This window comes from Achromobacter denitrificans NBRC 15125, assembly GCF_001571365.1.
In the GTDB taxonomy this organism is placed as follows: domain Bacteria; phylum Pseudomonadota; class Gammaproteobacteria; order Burkholderiales; family Burkholderiaceae_B; genus Achromobacter; species Achromobacter denitrificans.
Window position 1 is genome coordinate 158400 of sequence record NZ_BCTQ01000009.1, and the last position, 17270, is coordinate 175669.

Consider the following 17270-nt stretch of genomic DNA (forward strand, 5'->3'; position numbering starts at 1 on the left):
TTCAGTAGGCACCATGGATATCCGACGAACCGTCCTCTGGATGATTTTTTCCTTCTCGCTGTTGCTCCTATGGAACAACTGGCAAATCCATAACGGCAAGCCGTCGCTGTTCGGGGGCCCCACGCCCACGGCCAGCACGAGTGAACCGCAGGCCGCCGCGAACAACGCGACGCCCTCGGTGCCCAACTCCCCGGCTCCCGTGACGGCCACGCCGTCCGCCGTGCCTGGCGCCGCCGCGCCCGCCGCCGCGCGCTCGGAAGAAATCGTCATCACGACCGACGTGCTGCGCCTGACGTTCGACACGATGGGCGCCCAGCTGGTGCGCGCCGAGCTGCTGAAGTACCCGGCGACCGGCCAGCCGGACAAGCCCACGGTGCTGCTGGACCGCTCCGCCGGCCTGAACTACGTGGTGCAGACCGGCGTGGTCGGCGCGCCCAACGGCCAGAGCTTCCCCACGCACCAGACGCCTTTCCGCTTCGTCTCCTCGGATCGCCAGATGACCGGCGACGACCTGGTGGTGGCGTTCGAAAGCGAGTCGGGCGGCATGAAGGTCACCAAGACGTTCACCCTGCATCGCGGCCGCTACGACATCGACGTGCGCCACGACCTGGCCAACGTCGGCGCCGCCCCCGTGACGCCCGCGCTGTACCTGCAGCTTGAGCGCGACGGCAACGATCCGGCCGACACGTCCAGCTTCTATCACACGTTCACCGGTTTCGCCGTCTACTCGGAACAGGACAAGTTCCAGAAGATCACCTTCAGCGACATCGAGAAGAAGAAGGCCAACTACATCAAGCAGGCGGACAACGGCTGGATCGCCGTGGTGCAGCACTATTTCGCCACCGCCTGGGTGCCCCCGCAGGGCAAGCCGCGCAACAACGAGCTGCTGGAAGTGCAGAAGAACCTGTACGCCGCCCGCAGCATCGAAGCCGTCGGCGAGGTCGCTCCCGCCGCCGCCGCGCGCGTCGACTCGCACCTGTGGGTCGGCCCGCAGGACCAGAAGGCCATGGCGGCGCTCGCCCCGGGCCTGGAACTGGTCGTCGACTACGGCTGGCTGACCATCATCGCCAAGCCGCTGTTCAAGCTGATGACGTGGCTGCATTCGCTGCTGGGCAACTGGGGCTGGACCATTGTTGCGCTGACCGTGCTCATCAAGGCCGTGTTCTATCCCCTGGCCGCCGCCAGCTACCGCTCCATGGCCCGCATGAAGCAGGTTGCCCCGCGCCTGCAGGCCCTGAAGGAAAAGTACGGCGACGACAAGCAGAAGCTCAACGCCGCCATGATGGAGATGTACCGGACCGAGAAGATCAACCCGCTGGGCGGCTGCCTGCCGATGGTGGTGCAGATCCCCGTGTTCATCTCGCTGTACTGGGTGCTGCTGGCCAGCGTGGAAATGCGCGGCGCGCCGTGGATCCTGTGGGTGCATGACCTGTCGATCCGCGATCCGTTCTTCATTCTGCCCGCCATCATGATGGCCACCATGTTCCTGCAGATCAAACTGAACCCGACGCCCCCGGACCCCGTCCAGGCCAAGGTCATGATGATCATGCCGCTGGTCTTCGGCGGGATGATGTTCTTCTTCCCAGCCGGCCTGGTGCTGTACTGGTGCGTGAACAACACCCTGTCGATCGCCCAGCAGTGGTCCATCACCCGGGCCATGCAGCGCAAGACCGAAGCCGCGGCGAATCGCTGATTCCCCGCCGCAAAAAAGAACCGGCCCCGATGGGCCGGTTTTTTTATGCGCGCGCCCTGCCGCCGGCGGCTTCCGGCCCTTGACGCGTCCAACGTATCCGATAGTTATTCTTAATCAAGTTTTATAGATCAATCAACTTCACAATGTAAAGCAAGCCACCTATGATGTCTTGGCGATGCGCCTGGCCGGCAATGCCGGGCGATCGAGGATTGGGCGCGGGCCCCGAAGGCCCCGCATTCCAGGAACGACACAGGGAGTGTGCTATGAACGACAAAAAGCATCTGACCACCGCCTCAGGCGCGCCCGTGGCAGACAACAACAACACACTGACGGCGGGTCCTCGCGGACCGGCGCTGTTGCAGGACTTCTGGCTGATCGAAAAGCTGGCCCATTTCGACCGTGAACGCATCCCCGAACGCGTGGTGCACGCGAAGGGTTCGGGCGCCTACGGCACCTTCACCGTCACCCATGACATCTCGCGCTATACCCGCGCCAGCATTTTTTCCCAGGTAGGCAAGCAGACCCCTCTGTTCCTGCGTTTCTCCACCGTGGCCGGCGAGCGCGGCGCGGCGGACACCGAACGGGACGTGCGCGGCTTCGCCATCAAGTTCTACACCGACGAGGGCAACTGGGATCTGGTGGGCAACAACACGCCCGTCTTCTTCATCCGCGACCCGCTGAAATTCCCGGATTTCATCCACACGCAGAAACGCGAACCCAAGTCCAACCTGCGCAGCGCCACCGCCGCCTGGGACTTCTGGTCGCTCAACCCCGAGTCGCTGCACCAGGTCACCACCTTGATGAGCGATCGCGGCATCCCGGCGAACTTGCGCCAGCAGCACGGCTTCGGCTCGCACACGTTCAGCTTCATCAACAAGGACGGCGAACGCTTCTACGTGAAATTCCACTTCAAGTCGCAGCAGGGCATCGCCTGTCTGACCGACGAGGAAGCGGCGCAAATCGTCGCGCACGACCGTGAAAACTCGCAGCGCGACCTGTTCAACAACATCGAACAGGGCAACTTCCCGAAGTGGACGCTGAAGGTGCAGATCATGCCCGAGGCCGAAGCCGCCACCTACCACATCAACCCCTTCGACCTGACCAAGGTCTGGCCGCACGGCGACTACCCCCTGATCGAGGTCGGGGTGCTGGAGCTGAACAAGAACCCGGAAAACTACTTCGCCGAAGTGGAGCAGGCCGCGTTCACGCCGGCCAACGTGGTCCCCGGCATCGGTTTCTCGCCGGACAAGATGCTCCAGGGCCGCTTGTTCTCCTATGGCGATACGCACCGCTACCGCCTGGGCATCAACCACCACCAGATCCCGGTGAACGCGCCGCGCTGCCCGTTCCACAGCTACCACCGCGACGGCGCCGGGCGCGTCGACGGCAATGCCGGGGCCACCCTGAACTACGAGCCCAACAGTTTCGGCGAATGGAAGGAAACCCCGTCCGCGGCCGAGCCGCCGCTGGCGCTGGACGGCCAGGCCGCCGATCGCTGGAACCATCGGGTGGACGAGGACTACTACTCGCAGCCGGGCGCCTTGTTCCGCCTGATGACGCCGGCCCAGCAGGAGCTGCTGTTCGGCAACATCGGCCGCCACATGGCGGGCGTGCCCGAGGAAATCCAGCGCCGCCAGCTGGAGCACTTCCGGAAGGCGGATCCGGCCTACGCGGCCGGCGTGGCCAAGGCGCTGGGGCTAACGCTGTAATCCTCCTGCCTGCGCCTAAGGGGCGGCCCGAAACGGGGCCGCCTTTTTTTGTTCGCGACGCCTCAGGATGCGATCCGCGACTCGCGCCGCGCTAGGCGGCCGCCTCCGGCGTCAACGCTGCATGCCCCAGCGCCTGACCGTCAGGCGCTCCACCGTATCGAACCCCAGGTTTTCCACAAGCAGGCCGATGATCACCACGGCGGCCAGCCCCGCGAACACGCGGTCTGTGTATAACTCGTTGCGGTTCTGGAAGATGTACCAGCCCAGGCCGCCCTTGCCGCTGGAGGCGCCGAACACCAGCTCCGCCGCGATCAGGGTGCGCCAGGCGAACGCCCAGCCTATCCGCAGCCCGGCCAGGATGGCGGGCAGCGCCGCCGGCACCAGGATCTGCAGGACGTAGCGCAGGCCCCCGAGGCCGTAGTTGCGCCCCGCCATGCGCAGGGTCTCCGACACGCCCAGGAAGCCCGCATACATGTTCAACGCCAGCGCCCACAGCACGGAATGGATCAGCACGAACACCAGGCTGCCTTCGCCCAGGCCGAACCACAGCAGCGCGAGCGGCAGCAGCGCGATGGCGGGCAACGGGTTGAACATGGCGGTGAGCGTCGACAGCAGGTCGCGCCCGAAGCGCGTCGACACGGCCAGCGTCGTCAGCACGAATGCCAGCGCCACGCCGGCGGCGTAGCCCTGCACCAGCACGCGCAGCGATTGCCATGCGCGCGCCGGCAGTTCGCCGCTGGCGATGCCCTGGACGAAAGCCTGCGCCGTCTGCACGGCGCCGGGCAACAGCAGGTCATTGTCGGTATAGCGCGCCGCCAGTTCCCAAAGGCCTGCCAGCAGCGCCAGGATGATCAGCTTGCGCAGGCTGGCGTGCTGCCACAGGCGTTCATGCCAGGGCAGGGGCGCTTCCGCCGCCTGCGCGGGCAAGGGCGGCAGCGCGTATTCGATCTCGGGTCGAACCGGGACCGCAACCGGCCCCGCATGGGCATTGCTCATCGTGCTCCCTCAGGCTGCGGCCAGTTCCTCGCGCGCTTGCGGGACCGGCTCGAACAATAGATCGTGGATGCGCCTGGCGGCCGACTGGAAGGCCGCGGAACCCTGGCTGTGCAGGCCGAAGGCATGCGCGTTCAATTCGGCCCGCACGCGTCCTGGGTGCGGCGACAACAGCAACACCCGGCTGCCCAGCACCAGGGCTTCCTCGATGGAGTGCGTGACGAACAGCAGCGTGAAGCGCACTTCTTCCCACAGCGCCATCAGTTCTTCCTGCATGCGCCGGCGCGTCAGCGCGTCGAGCGCGGCGAAGGGCTCGTCCATCAGCAACACGCGCGGCTGCATGGCCAGGGCGCGGGCGATGGCCACGCGCTGCTTCATGCCGCCGGACAGCGTATGCGGATAGGCGTCGGCGAACGCGGACAGCCCCACCTTGTCCAGATAGTGCATCGCGCGTTCGTCGGCCTCGCGCCGGCCCAGCTTGCGCGAGGCCAGCAGGGGAAAGGCCACGTTCTGGCGCAGCGTCTTCCACGGCGGCAACTGGTCGAATTCCTGGAACACCACGATGCGGTCGGGCCCGGGGCCGCGCACGGGGTTTCCGTCGATCTCGATGCGCCCCTCGGTGGGTTCGATAAAGCCCGCGATCGCCTTGAGCAGCGTGGATTTGCCGCAGCCGGACGCGCCGAGCAGGATGGAACGTTCCGCTTCGTGCACCTCGAAACTTGCCCGATGCGTGGCGCGCACCCGCCGATCGCGCGTCTTGTATTCGATCGACACCTTATCCACAGCCAGCAAAGGCGGGGCCTTTCCGACGTTATCCACAGGGGCTGGGGCGCTCCTTGCCATCTCAGCTGCCTTGCGCCGTGACGGGATCGTCGAAGAAGTAGTCGCGCCAGCTTGCCGGCGCATTCTTGATGGCGCCCACCTTGTGCATGAACTCGGCCAGCGCGTAGGTATTCTGCGGTTCCAGCTTGAACTGCACGTCGGGGTTCCTGATCACCTTGATCAGGAAGTCGCGGTCGAGCTTGGCGCCGGTGACGCGCAGGTAGGTGTCCGCGGCCTGGTCGGGATGGGCGGCGGCGAACTGGGCCGCTTCCTTCAGCGCGGCCTGGAACGCCTTGTAGGTCTTGGGATTCTCTTTGCGGAATTTCTCGGTGGCGAACAGCACCGTGGACGAACTGGGCCCGCCCAGCACATCGTAGGAATTGAGCACGATCCGTGCCTTGGGATTTTCCGCCAGTTCCTGTTCCTGGAAGGGAGGATTGCCGAAGTGCCCGGTGATTTCCGTGCCGCCCGCGATGATGGCCGCTGCCGCGTCCGGATGCGGCAGCGCGACGGAGATCTTGTCCAGCTTGTCGAACTGCGCATCGCCCCACAGCTTCGCCGACGCCAGCTGCAGCACGCGCGATTGCACCGACACGCCCACGGCGGGCACCGCGATGCGGTCCTTGTCCGTGAAGTCCGCGATCGTCTTCACGTTGGGATTGTTGCTGACCAGGTAGTAGGGAAAGTTGCCCAGCGAGGCCACGCCCTTCACGTTCTGCTTCCCGCGCGTGCGGTCCCAGATCGTGAGCAGCGGCCCCACGCCCGCCCCCGCGATATCCACGGCTCCCGACAGCAGCGCATCGTTCACCGCCGAGCCGCCGGACAGCTTGGCCCACTCGACCGAGATATCCACACCTTCGGCCTTGCCGTGCTTTTCGATCAGTTGCTGGTCGCGCGCCACGTTCAAGAGCAGGTACACGATGCCGTACTGCTCGGCGATGCGGATGCGGCCTTCGGCCATCGCCGGCGTGGGCGAAGCCAGGGCCAGCACGGCCAGAATCAGCGCCAGGCCCGCGCCGGTGGCGGCCTGGATCAAGCGATCACGTAAAGCGGAGGAAAAACCCATGGCGGACCCTGTGGATAAATGGTTTGCGCGGAAATGCGGCGGCCGGAACGTCAAAACGGCGCGTCGCCTTCGATGGTGGTGCGGTACAGCTTGCGGCGCAGATGGTCCGGCGTGCCGGCGGCCAGGTGGATCAACGAGCGGTTGTCCCAGAACACCAGATCGCGGGCTTGCCATTGATGGCGATAGAGATGCTCGGGCCGGACGCTGTGGGCGAACAGTTCGTCCAGGATCTGGCGGCTTTCGTCTTCGGGCAGGCCTTCGATGCGCGTCGTGAAGCCTTCACTGACGAACAGCGCGCGGCGGCCGGATTCCGGATGCGTGCGCACCACCGGATGCACCACCTCCTGCACCTGCGCCACCTGCTGCGCGCTCAGGTTGGGACGCCAGGCGCCTTCCTTCTGCAACTGCCCGTACTTGGCCAGGTAGGAATGCACGGCGCGCCTGCCGTCGATGGCGTCGCGCAACGCGGCGGGCAGCGTGTCGTATGCGCGATGCATATTGGCGAAGAGCGTGTCGCCGCCTTGCGCCGGCAGCTCCTGCGCGTGCAGCAGCGAACCCAGGCTAGGCAATTCCTTGTACGAGATGTCCGAATGCCAGTACTTGCCCGCATCGCCCAATCCCACCAGCTTGCCATCCTCCACGATGTTGGACACGACGAGGATCTCCGGATGCCCCGGCAGATGGAACTGGTGCAGCACGTGGATCATCAAGCGGCCGAAACGACGGCTGAAATCGATATGCTGCTGCGGTGTGATGCGCTGGTCGCGGAACACCAGCAGGTGATGGTCGAGATGCGCCTGGTGCACCCGGGAGAAATCGGCCGCGTCGAGTTCGCGCGACAGGTCGATGCCGACGATCTCCGCCCCCATCGCGCCGTCCAGGGGACGGATCAGAAAGTCCTGCGGGGCGGGAACGACCGCGTATCGCGGTGCCGCATGCGCCGCGGACCGGCGCAGCGCGTTGGTGTGGGACATGGAGCGCTCCTTGCGCGTATGCCGCCGGCCAGGCCGACGTTGGAGCGATCCATTATGAAAACCCGCTACCCCAGGACAAACGAATTATTCGGCGTTTGTTCAAGCCCTTGCGTCATAAAGCGACGTACCCGGCCTGTGGATAACCCTGGGGGCAAGCCTAGTGACAAGCCAGGGATAAGCGGTGGATAGCCAGGGGATATCCCGGTGGATAGCCGGTGGAAAGCCAGTGGATAGGCGGTGCATAACCTGGCACGGGCATGAAAAAAGCGCGTCCCCCGTGGGAATCACGCCTTTGAAATCAATGACTTGCGTGCGTCAGGGCTTGGGCATGAAAGCCTGGACCAGTTTTACCCAGTACGTGGCGCCTACCGGCAGCAGGGCGTCGTTGAAGTCGTAGTTCGGGTTGTGGAGCTGGCATGGCCCCATGCCGTGATAGCTCTCCAGGCGGTGTCCGCCATCCCCGTTGCCCAGGAACAGATAGGTGCCGGGTATGGCTTCCAGGAAGAAGGAAAAGTCCTCGGCGCCCATGAAAGGGGGCATATCCCGCAGCACGTGCTCGGCGCCGAAGGCGTCTTCGGCGACCTGGGCGGCAAACGCGGTTTCCTTCTCCCAATTCACCAGCGGGGGATAGGCCCGCACGAAGTCCAGTTCGCCGGTGCCGCCGTAGACCTGCGGCAAGGTCGTGGCGATGCGCCGCATATCGGCCTCGATCTTGTCCAGCGCCTCCACCGAATACGTGCGCACGGTGCCGCGCAGCACGGCTTCGCCGGGAATCACGTTGTAGGCGTCGCCCGCGTGGATCTGCGTAATCGACAGTACCGCCTGGTCCAGCGGGTTCTTGCTGCGCGAGATCACCGTCTGCAAGGCATGCACCATGTCGGCCGCCACGATGATGGGATCCACCGACGCGTGCGGCTGCGCCGCATGGCCGCCCACCCCTTTGATGACGATGTCCCAGCGGTTGCTGGAGGCCATGGTCGGGCCGGCGCGGAATCCGAACTGGTTGACCGGCATGCCGGGCATGTTGTGGATGCCGAACACCGCGTCGCAGGGGAAGCGGTCGAACAGGCCGTCCTGCATCATCGCGCGCGCGCCGGCATTGCCGCCTTCCTCGGCCGGCTGGAAGATGAAGACGACGGTGCCGTCGAAATCCGGGTGCGTGGACAGGTACTGCGCCGCGCCCAGCAGCATGGTCGTGTGCCCATCATGGCCGCAGCCGTGCATGCGCCCTGCGATGGTGGATTTGTGCGCGAAGCGGTTGTGCTCCGGCATCGGCAGGGCATCCATGTCGGCGCGCAGGCCGATCGTCTTCTTGCCGCTGCCTGCGCGCAGCACGCCCACCACGCCGGTTTTCCCCAGCCCCGTGTGGACTTCCAGCCCCCAGCCGCGCAAGCGCTCGGCCACCAGCGTGGAGGTGCGGGTTTCCTGGAACGCCAGCTCGGGATGCGCGTGGATGTCACGGCGCAGCGCGGTCAGGTCGCCGTGCGCGCGTTCGATTTCGTCTATGGTTTTCATGGCTGTGGATAAACGGTAAGAGTGGATATAGGCGGCTTTTTCTTGGCCTGGTCCTAGGCCGCATCGTTCAAATGGCAGGCGCTGAGCTGCCCCGGGGCGACTTCCTTCAGCAATGGCCGCTCCGCCTTGCAGCGCGGCATGGCATGGGGACAACGCGGATGGAACGCGCAGCCCGTCGGCGGATCCAGCGGCGAAGGCAACTCGCCCTTGATCGGCTGGTACGTGCGCCGTCCGGGATGCAGGGTCGGCAGCTCTTTCAGCAAGGCCTGGGTGTACGGATGATTGGCGTGCCGGAAAACGGTATCGGTGGGCGCCAGTTCCACCACGCGTCCCAGGTACATGATAGCCACGCGGTCTGAAATGTGGCTGACCACGCTGAGATTGTGGCTGATGAAAAGATAAGTCAGGTCCAGGTCCGCGCGCAATTGTTCGAACAGGTTCAGCACCTGAGCCTGGATCGACACGTCCAGCGCGGCGACGGCTTCGTCGCAGACGATGACCGAAGGCCTGAGCGCCAGGGCCCGCGCAATTCCGATGCGTTGCCTCTGCCCGCCCGAGAATTGATGGGGATAACGCTGTGAAAAACTCGCATCCAGGCCCACTTGGCGCATCAGCCCGGCGACGTACTCCGCCTTGTCGCGGGACCGCACCAGGCCATGCGCCACCGGCGCCTCGCCGATGATTTCCCGCACCCGCATGCGCGGATTCAGCGAGGCATAGGGATCCTGGAAGATCATCTGCACGCCCAGCTCATAGGCGCGGCGCTCCGGCCCGGCCAGCTCCCGCACGGGCTTGCCGCGGTAATGCACGTCGCCCGCCGTCGGCGGCAGGATTCCCGACACGATGCGGCCCAACGTGGATTTTCCACAGCCCGATTCGCCCACGATGCCGATCACTTCGCCCGGCATCACGTCCAGGTCCACGCCGGCCACCGCGTGCACGACCTGCGTCTTCAGGCCGGCGCCCAGCAGGTTGGCGATGCGGCCGGCCAGGTCCACGTGCTGCACGAAGCGCAGCTCGACCTGCCGCAGCGACAGGATAGGGGGGGTAGCGTCGCGTTCCTCAGCGCTCATTTGATGTCCGGGCCTCCTGCATGCCAGCAGCGCACCCATTGCGCCGGGCGGACTTCCACCGGTTGCGGCTCGGCCAGACAGGCGTCGGTCGCGCGCGGGCAGCGCCCCCGGAACGCACAGCCTTGCGGCAGGTTGAGCAGCGATGGCGTCATGCCGGGTATCGGCACCAACGGCCTGCCGCGGGACTCCGGCGTGGGAATGGAAGCAATCAGGCCATGCGTGTAGGGATGCATGGGATGGCTGATCACCGCCTCGGTGGTGCCGGTTTCGACCACGCGGCCGGCGTACATGACCGACACGCGGTCCGCCAGGCCCGCCACCACCGCGAGGTCATGCGTAATCCAGATGAGGCCGGTGCCGGTCTCGCGGCACAGCTTCTGCACCTCGAACAGGATCTGCCCCTGGATCGTCACGTCCAGTGCCGTGGTCGGTTCGTCCGCGATGATCAGGCGCGGGGAATTCAGCAGCGCGATCGCGATGGCCACGCGCTGGCGCATGCCGCCCGACAACTGGTGCGGGTAAGTGCGCAGGCGTTCCTCCGGCGAGGGGATGCCCACCATCGCCAGGGTCTGCAAAGCGCGCAGGCGCGCCTGCGCGCGCGTCGCCTTGCTGTGTGCCTGGACCGCCTCGATCATCTGCGTGTCCACGCGCAATACGGGGTTCAGGGTCATCATCGGATCCTGAAAGATCATTGCGATCTCCTGGCCGCGCAGCTGACGCCAACGCGCGGGCGACGCGCCGCGCAAGTCTTCCCCGTTCAGCAACAGCTCTCCCTCCACGATGCGGCCGGGGTCGTCCAGCAGCCCCATCAGCGAAAAGCCCGTGATGCTCTTGCCCGATCCCGATTCGCCCACCAACCCGAGGATCTCGCCCTCGGCCAATTGCAGGTCCACGCCGTCCACCGCCTTCACCACGCCGTTGCGGGTGAAAAAGTGGGTCTTGAGCCCGCGCACCTCCAGGATGGTTCCGGGCGCTGCCGACGGCTTTTCCACAGGCGGTGTCTGCATCGTGCCGCCCCTCAATTCGCGTGGCGCGGGTTGAGCACGTCGCGCAGGTGATCGCCCACCAGATTGATGGCGATGATGGCCAGCGCCAGCGCGATGCCGGGGAAGAACGAAATCCAGTACTGGCCCGACAACAGGTATTCGAATCCGTTGTAGATCAGCATGCCCAGCGAAGGTTCGGTTACCGGCACGCCCACGCCCAGGAACGACAGCGTCGCCTCCAGCGCGATGGCGTGCGCCAGGTCGATCGTGGCGATCACGATCAGCGGCGGCATACAGTTCGGCAGCACGTGGCGGAACAGCACGCGCCCCCAGGACAGCGACATGCAGCGCGCCGCTTCCACGTACTCCTTGCCGCGTTCGACCAGCGCCGCGCCGCGCGCCGCTCGCGCGAAGTAGGCCCACTGCACCACGATCAACGCGATGATCACCTTATCCACACCCTTGCCCAGGATCGCCAGCAGCATCAGCGCGACGAGGATGGCCGGAAACGACAACTGGATATCCACAATGCGCATCAGCAAGGCATCGATGCGGCCGCCGAAATAGGCCGCGATCAGGCCGACGGTGGCGCCGATGCCGAAGGCCGCCAGCACCGATACCGTCGCCACCAGCAGGCTGGTGCGCATGCCGTAGAGAATTGCCGACAGCAGGTCCCGCGCCTGCCCGTCGGTGCCCAGCCAGTAGTGCATGGTGCCATCGCCGCTTTCGCTGCCCGGCTTGAGCTTGGAATCCATGATGTCCAACGTTGCCAGGTCGTACGGATTCTGCGGCGCGATCCAGGGCGCCAGCACCGCGGCGCCCACGATCACGACCAGCATGACCAGGCCCAGCGTCGCCAGCTTGCTGGCGAAGAAGTCCGACAGGAAGCGGCGCCAGGGCGTCTGCTCCTTGGCGCGCGAGGGCGGGGCGGCGGCGGTAGCGGGCGTATTCATCGGCGGCTATCCAGGCGTACGCGGGGATCCAGCACCGTATAGATGATGTCCACCACAAGGTTCAACATGACCAGGAAGAACACGATCAGCAGCAGATAGGCCACCACCACCGGACGGTCCAGGTTGATGATGGAATCGATCAGCAGCTTGCCCATGCCCGGCCAGGAAAACACGGTCTCGGTGACGACCGCGAATGCCATCACCTGGCCGAATTCCAGGCCCGCGACCGTCACCACCGGGATCAGGATGTTCTTCAGCAGATGCACGCCCAGGACCCGCGCTTCCGACAGGCCCTTGGCGCGCGCGAACTTGATGTAGTCCATCGGCAGGGCCTCGCGCGTGGCCGCCCGCGTCACGCGGATGATCATCGCGCACTTGGCGAAAGCGATGGTGGCCGCCGGCAGCGCCAGGCTCAGCCAGCCATTGAGCGTGAGCACGCTCAGCTGCAATGAACCGATGCTGACCGTCTGTCCGCGCCCGCCGGCCGGCACCCAGCCCAGCATCACGGCGAACACCATGATGAGCATCAGGCCAACCCAGAAATTGGGCAGCGAGAAACCCAGCACGGATCCGGTCATGATGGCGCGCGAGGCCGGCGCATCCGGCTTCAGGCCCGCGCGGATGCCCAGCGGCACGCCGATCAGCACGGACAGCAGCATGGCCACGCAAGCCAGTTCCACCGTGGCCGGCATGCGCTCCAGGATCAGGTGCATGGCCGGCTCGCCGGTCAGGAAGCTGTTGCCGAAATCCCCGCGCACCGCCTGGCCCATGAAGATCAGATACTGCCGCCACAACGGCAGGTCCAGGCCCAGCGAGGCACGCACCGCGGCGCGCTGCGCCTCGGTGGCTTCCGGGCTCGCCAGCATCGAGACCGGATCGCCCACCATGTAGATACCGGCGAAGACCAGCGCCGACATGACGAGCATGACGACGATGGTCTGCAGCAGCCTTCTTACGATCGTTGCCAGCACGAGATGCCGCCCGCCGCGCGCGCTACTTCTTCAGCGTCGCGAACTGCGCAAGCGTGACCTGGTCGGGCCGGCCCTGGTAGCGGATATCGCCCTTCATGGCCCACACCGACAGCTCGAAGTGGATGGGCAGCATGGCGTAGTCGTCCATGGCGATGTTGCTGGCCTGGGACAGCAGTTGCGCACGCTTGGCATCATCCATGGTGGCCGACGCTTCCTTCACCAACGCGTCCATCTTGGGGTTCGAATAGCGGCTGCGGTTGGTGGTGCCCAGGCCCGCCTCCGGATTGCGCGTGACCAGCAGCGACGTGAGCGCATTGGACATTTCGCCGCTCGTCACCGACCAGCCCGCCAGATAGGCCGAGAACGCGTAACTGTCGCGGTTCTTGAAGAACACCGGGGGCGCCATGGCGTCCACGCTGGTCTTCACGCCGATGCGCGTCCACATCGATGCGATCGCCTGCGCCACCTTCGAATCGTTGACGTAGCGCCCCGAAGGCGAGCCCAGCGTGATCGAGAAGCCGTTGGGATAGCCTGCGTCCTTCAGCAGGGACTTGGCCTTTTCGACATCGGCCTTCTGTGCCTTCGAATGCTCCTTGCTCGAACCGAACATAGGGTAGGGCAGCAGGTTGCCGGCCGGCAGCGCCACGCCCCCCATCACCCGTTCCACCAGCGCCTCCCGGTTGATGGCCAGCGACAGCGCTTCGCGCACGCGCTTGTCCTTCATGGGGTTCTTCTCGGTGCCCTGCACGCCGGGCGACGGTTCGGCGAACTGGTCGAGCGCCACGTACACCACGCGCACCGACGGCGTTTCCTCGACGAAGAGTTTCTTGTCGGCCTTCAGCTTGGGCAGGTCGTCGGTCGGGGGATCCTCGATCATGTCCACGTCGCCGGCCAGCAGCGCGGCCACGCGCGCGGCCGCGTTGCTGATCGGGCGGTAGACCACGCGATCCCATTCAGGCTTCTTGCCCCAGTAGTTGTCGTTGCGCGCCAGCACGAATTCCGCGCCCCGCTTCCACGATACGAACTTGTACGGGCCGGTGCCGATCAGGCCGTCGCCGCTATTGAGCTCCGTGGTTGTCTTGCCTTCCGCCGCGGGCCCGGACGCGGCCTTCTTGGACATGATGGGCAATTGCGCCAGATTGACGAGCAGGTTCGGCGCCACGTCCTTGGTCGTGATGCGCACGGTCTGCGGATCCACCGCCTCGGTCTTTTCGACGGAACCCAGGTACAGCGTGAACGGCGAAGGGCTGTTGGGCACCTTGGGCACGCGCGCATAGGTGAACACCACGTCGTCCGCCGTGAACGGCGTGCCGTCGGAGAACTTCACGTTGGGGCGCAGCTTGAAGGTCCACACCTTGCCGTCCACGGTCCAGGATTCGGCAAGCGCGGGCTGCGGCTTGAGTTGGGCGTCGGTTGCGACCAGGGTATCGAAAATGGTCTGGGAGATCTGCGTATTGGGCGTGAGCGCGTGGTACTGCGGATCCATGGAGGAGGGCTCGGTCTTCAGGGCGATCACCAGATCGCGGGCCATGGCCGAACTGAGTGTGCCAAACGCTAGAACCACCGCGGCCGAGCCGCAGGCCAAGACACGCGAAAACCGAGATGCCATTGTGATCTCCCAGAGTTGTTTCGGGTTTTGAACCTCCGGGCCACATTAACCACCAAACAAGGCCCCGCGCAACAGTTATATTCCCTTATTGTCCTTGCTTCGCCTCCCCCGAAATATGTCCGCCTACGCCCCCATCGCCGCCATTGCCACCGCCCCCGGAAGAGGCGGCATCGGGGTCGTTCGCGTGTCCGGCGCGGACCTTTCCGCGCTGGTGCGTCGCCTGTTCCAGCGCGAACTCACGCCGCGTCACGCGCACTACTTGCCGTTCAAGGCCGAGTCCGGCGAACTGCTGGACGAAGGCATCGCCATCTACTTCCGCGCGCCCCATTCCTATACCGGAGAAGACGTGCTGGAGTTGCAGGGACACGGCGGCCCCGCCGTGCTGCGGCGCGTGCTGGACAGCTGCCTCGCCGCGGGCCGCGACCTGGGCGTCCGGCTGGCCGAACCCGGCGAATTCACGCGCCGCGCCTTCCTCAACGACCGCATGGACCTGGCCCAGGCCGAAGCGGTCGCCGACCTGATCGAAGCCTCGTCGGTCGCCGCGGCGCGCGGCGCCATGGCTTCCCTGTCCGGCGAGTTCTCCACGCGCGTGAACGACCTGTCGGACCGCATCATCCATTTGCGCATGCTGGTGGAGGCCACCCTGGATTTCCCCGAGGAAGAAATCGACTTCCTGGAGAAATACCAGGCCCGCCCCACGCTGGACGCGCTGGCCGCCGACCTGGCCCGCCTGATCGCGCAGGCCCGCCAGGGCGTGATCCTGCGCGAAGGCCTGCACGTCGTGCTGGCCGGGCAGCCGAACGTCGGAAAATCCAGCCTGCTCAACGCGCTGGCCGGCGACGATATCGCCATCGTCACTCCCATCGCCGGCACGACCCGTGACAAGGTCGTGCAGGAGATCCACATCGACGGCGTCCCGCTGCATATTGTCGACACGGCCGGCCTCAGGGAAACCGAAGATACCGTCGAGAGCATCGGCATCGCCCGCACCTGGCAGGAGATCGAGCGCGCCGACGTCATCCTGCACCTGCAGGACGCCACGCAGCCGGGCGACGAACTGGACGCGCAAATCACCGCGCGCCTGCCGCCCCGCACGCCCGTCCTCAAAGTGTTCAACAAGGTCGACCTGTTGCCCGCCGCCTTTACCGCGGGGCCGGAAGAACTGGGTATTTCGGCCAAGAGCGGCATCGGCCTGGACGCGCTGCGCGCCGAACTGCTGCGGATCGCCGGCTGGAACCCCGGCGCCGAATCGCCCTGGCTGGCACGCGAACGGCATCTGCACGCCCTGCAGGCCGCCGAGGAACACCTGGCGCTGGCGGGCGAACACGCGCAACAGGACGACCGGGTGCTGGACCTGTTCGCGGAAGAATTGCGCCTGGCGCACGACAGCCTGTCCAGCATCACCGGAAAATTCACCAGCGACGATCTGCTGGGCGAGATCTTCTCCAGCTTCTGCATCGGGAAATAGCCCGCGCCGCCGGATCGCGGACGGCGTCCACCGCCGCTACGGCTTGCGCGTCGCTTCCACCAGGCACTCCGACAGGCGGTCGAAATGCAGCAGCGCGGCCTGGCTCAACTCCACCTGTTTGCGGCGGGCGTCTTCGGTATCCACGAGCAGGACCCAGCCCTTTTCACGCATCGACTTCAGCCGCGCGTGCAGGGTCGCGGGCGAGCCGATGCTGTCCACGGCCATGACGTCGCGAACCGACAGGCGCCGCTCCTCTTGCGAAGCTCGCGCGATGAGGCTCAGGATCCTTTCTTCCACGGGGTCCAGCGACGGCAGGGAGGGCAGGCCGCGCAACGCTTCCGCAAGGCGCAGGAAACGCATGTAGATGTCGGCGGGCCTCTTGCTTTGTTTCATGGATAATGAATACGGCGACCGATGGCGCGGCGAAAAGTGAACGATGATACTTAGGATATGGACAACATTCTAGGTCTGGGGAAATGGGCTCTGGCGACCGCCGTCCTGTTTCTGGCAAGCCTGGCGGTCAATGAATGGGTCTTCCCGAGCCTGGAATTCGCGCGCGGCATCAACTGGGTCTACCTGCCGGCGGGAGTGCGCCTGGTAAGCACGCTCATCCTCGGCCTGCCGGCCGCGATCGGCTTGCTGGCAGGCTCCTGGATCGCCTGGTTTTTCTATTATTTCCCCGACGATTTCGCCCGTTCGCTGGCCGGCGGCATCCTGGACGCGGTGGCGCCGTACCTGGCCTATCGTTGGGCCCGTTACGCGCTGCACCTGCGGCCTGACCTCGGCAATCTCACCGCCTGGCGCCTGGTGATCTGCGCGGTCGTCTATGCGCTGGTGAACTCGGCGATCCATCACGCCTGGTTCTTCTTCCTGGGAGAGCGGGACGCGCTGTCGCACAGCTTCGTGGCGATGTTCGCGGGCGACCTGGCGGGCTCCCTGGTCGTGCTGTATACGCTCAAGGCCGCCGTGGCCGTGCTGCGACGGCACCTGACCGGGCAGCGCTCGCGCGCCGCGGCGGGCAGGCTCAGCCCGTAATCGTCGCAGCATCCCGCTGCGGCTCCTCACCGTCCGGCATCGGCGCGGAAAGCGCATCGCCCCTACGTTCCAGCACCCGGTTCAGGCGCTCCAGTAACAGGCGCACGTCGCGGGCCCGCTTGCCGTGCAGCAATCTGCCCAGGGCGGCCAGGTTCAGGGCCATCGTGTCCAGCTCCGAGCGTTCGCTTTCCGTAAGGGGAATGTCCACGTCGCCGCGGCGTTCGACCCGGTCCAGAACGGCCGCGCACGCCTCGTGGAATCTGGAAAATTCCTCCCAGAGATTGGGCGGGCCGCTACCCGCCGGAACGGACTTTCCGGGTGCCATGGATGCTCCTGTGGGGAACCGCAAGGCAATTTTTTGCCCTAGCCGCGCACTGCTTATGGCGCGCGGCTTATGGTTATA

The 17270-nt window shown here is 65.7% G+C and carries 16 protein-coding genes; 4 read left to right on the top strand and 12 right to left on the bottom strand.

The window, feature by feature from the left end; genetic code table 11:
* Positions 1-13 precede the first annotated feature (13 nt).
* Positions 14-1693, top strand: a complete 1680-nt coding sequence (gene yidC, locus ADE01S_RS10310) for a membrane protein insertase YidC (protein WP_062681594.1) — start codon at positions 14-16, stop codon at positions 1691-1693.
* Between the two features lie 263 nt (positions 1694-1956).
* A complete protein-coding gene (locus tag ADE01S_RS10315; protein ID WP_062681595.1) occupies positions 1957-3402 on the top strand; it encodes a catalase in 1446 nt (481 codons plus the stop codon).
* A 111-nt stretch (positions 3403-3513) separates the two neighbouring features.
* On the opposite strand, the gene ADE01S_RS10320 is transcribed toward ADE01S_RS10315, so the two are convergent.
* The 10 genes from ADE01S_RS10320 to ADE01S_RS10365 form a co-directional block, all read right to left on the bottom strand.
* The gene (locus ADE01S_RS10320) at positions 3514-4398 is read right to left on the bottom strand and encodes an ABC transporter permease (protein WP_062681596.1); all 885 of its coding nucleotides are present in this window, start codon (positions 4396-4398) and stop codon (positions 3514-3516) included.
* Positions 4399-4407: 9 nt separating this feature from the next.
* A complete protein-coding gene (locus ADE01S_RS10325; protein ID WP_062681597.1) occupies positions 4408-5238 on the bottom strand; it encodes an ABC transporter ATP-binding protein in 831 nt (276 codons plus the stop codon).
* A 1-nt stretch (position 5239) separates the two neighbouring features.
* Positions 5240-6283 carry an ABC transporter substrate-binding protein gene (locus tag ADE01S_RS10330; protein ID WP_062681598.1) on the bottom strand — a complete coding sequence of 348 codons (1044 nt, stop codon included), beginning with the start codon at positions 6281-6283 and terminating at the stop codon, positions 5240-5242.
* Between the two features lie 50 nt (positions 6284-6333).
* Entirely contained in the window at positions 6334-7257 is a 924-nt protein-coding gene (locus ADE01S_RS10335; RefSeq protein WP_062681599.1) for a TauD/TfdA dioxygenase family protein, read from the bottom strand.
* A gap of 315 nt (positions 7258-7572) precedes the next feature.
* Positions 7573-8772: a M20 aminoacylase family protein gene (locus tag ADE01S_RS10340; RefSeq protein ID WP_062681600.1), complete on the bottom strand. Its 1200-nt coding sequence runs from the start codon at positions 8770-8772 to the stop codon at positions 7573-7575.
* Between the two features lie 53 nt (positions 8773-8825).
* Positions 8826-9845: an ABC transporter ATP-binding protein gene (locus ADE01S_RS10345; protein WP_082775755.1), complete on the bottom strand. Its 1020-nt coding sequence runs from the start codon at positions 9843-9845 to the stop codon at positions 8826-8828.
* Complete coding sequence (locus tag ADE01S_RS10350) at positions 9842-10852, bottom strand: ABC transporter ATP-binding protein (protein ID WP_062681601.1); 1011 nt, start codon at positions 10850-10852, stop codon at positions 9842-9844. The genes ADE01S_RS10345 and ADE01S_RS10350 overlap by 4 nt, the downstream gene beginning before the upstream one ends.
* An 11-nt stretch (positions 10853-10863) precedes the next feature.
* Positions 10864-11784 carry an ABC transporter permease gene (locus ADE01S_RS10355; RefSeq protein ID WP_062681602.1) on the bottom strand — a complete coding sequence of 307 codons (921 nt, stop codon included), beginning with the start codon at positions 11782-11784 and terminating at the stop codon, positions 10864-10866.
* Entirely contained in the window at positions 11781-12755 is a 975-nt protein-coding gene (locus tag ADE01S_RS10360) for an ABC transporter permease (protein WP_062681603.1), read from the bottom strand. Before ADE01S_RS10360 ends, ADE01S_RS10355 begins: the two co-directional genes overlap by 4 nt.
* A 22-nt stretch (positions 12756-12777) precedes the next feature.
* Positions 12778-14364, bottom strand: coding sequence for an ABC transporter substrate-binding protein (locus tag ADE01S_RS10365; protein WP_062681604.1), 1587 nt, complete (start codon positions 14362-14364; stop codon positions 12778-12780).
* Between the two features lie 115 nt (positions 14365-14479).
* Between ADE01S_RS10365 and mnmE the strand changes: the two genes are divergently transcribed.
* Positions 14480-15832, top strand: a complete 1353-nt coding sequence (mnmE, locus tag ADE01S_RS10370) for a tRNA uridine-5-carboxymethylaminomethyl(34) synthesis GTPase MnmE (protein ID WP_062681605.1) — start codon at positions 14480-14482, stop codon at positions 15830-15832.
* A 36-nt stretch (positions 15833-15868) separates the two neighbouring features.
* Here the strand turns inward: mnmE and ADE01S_RS10375 are convergent, their stop codons facing one another.
* Positions 15869-16225, bottom strand: a complete 357-nt coding sequence (locus ADE01S_RS10375; protein ID WP_062681606.1) for a hypothetical protein — start codon at positions 16223-16225, stop codon at positions 15869-15871.
* Between the two features lie 57 nt (positions 16226-16282).
* Here ADE01S_RS10375 and ADE01S_RS10380 point away from each other — a divergent pair, with 57 nt between their 5' ends.
* The gene (locus ADE01S_RS10380; protein ID WP_062681607.1) at positions 16283-16867 is read left to right on the top strand and encodes a hypothetical protein; all 585 of its coding nucleotides are present in this window, start codon (positions 16283-16285) and stop codon (positions 16865-16867) included.
* Here the strand turns inward: ADE01S_RS10380 and ADE01S_RS10385 are convergent.
* Positions 16857-17192, bottom strand: coding sequence for a hypothetical protein (locus tag ADE01S_RS10385; protein WP_062681608.1), 336 nt, complete (start codon positions 17190-17192; stop codon positions 16857-16859). The two genes, ADE01S_RS10380 and ADE01S_RS10385, sit on opposite strands and share 11 nt — an antisense overlap.
* Positions 17193-17270 lie beyond the last annotated feature (78 nt).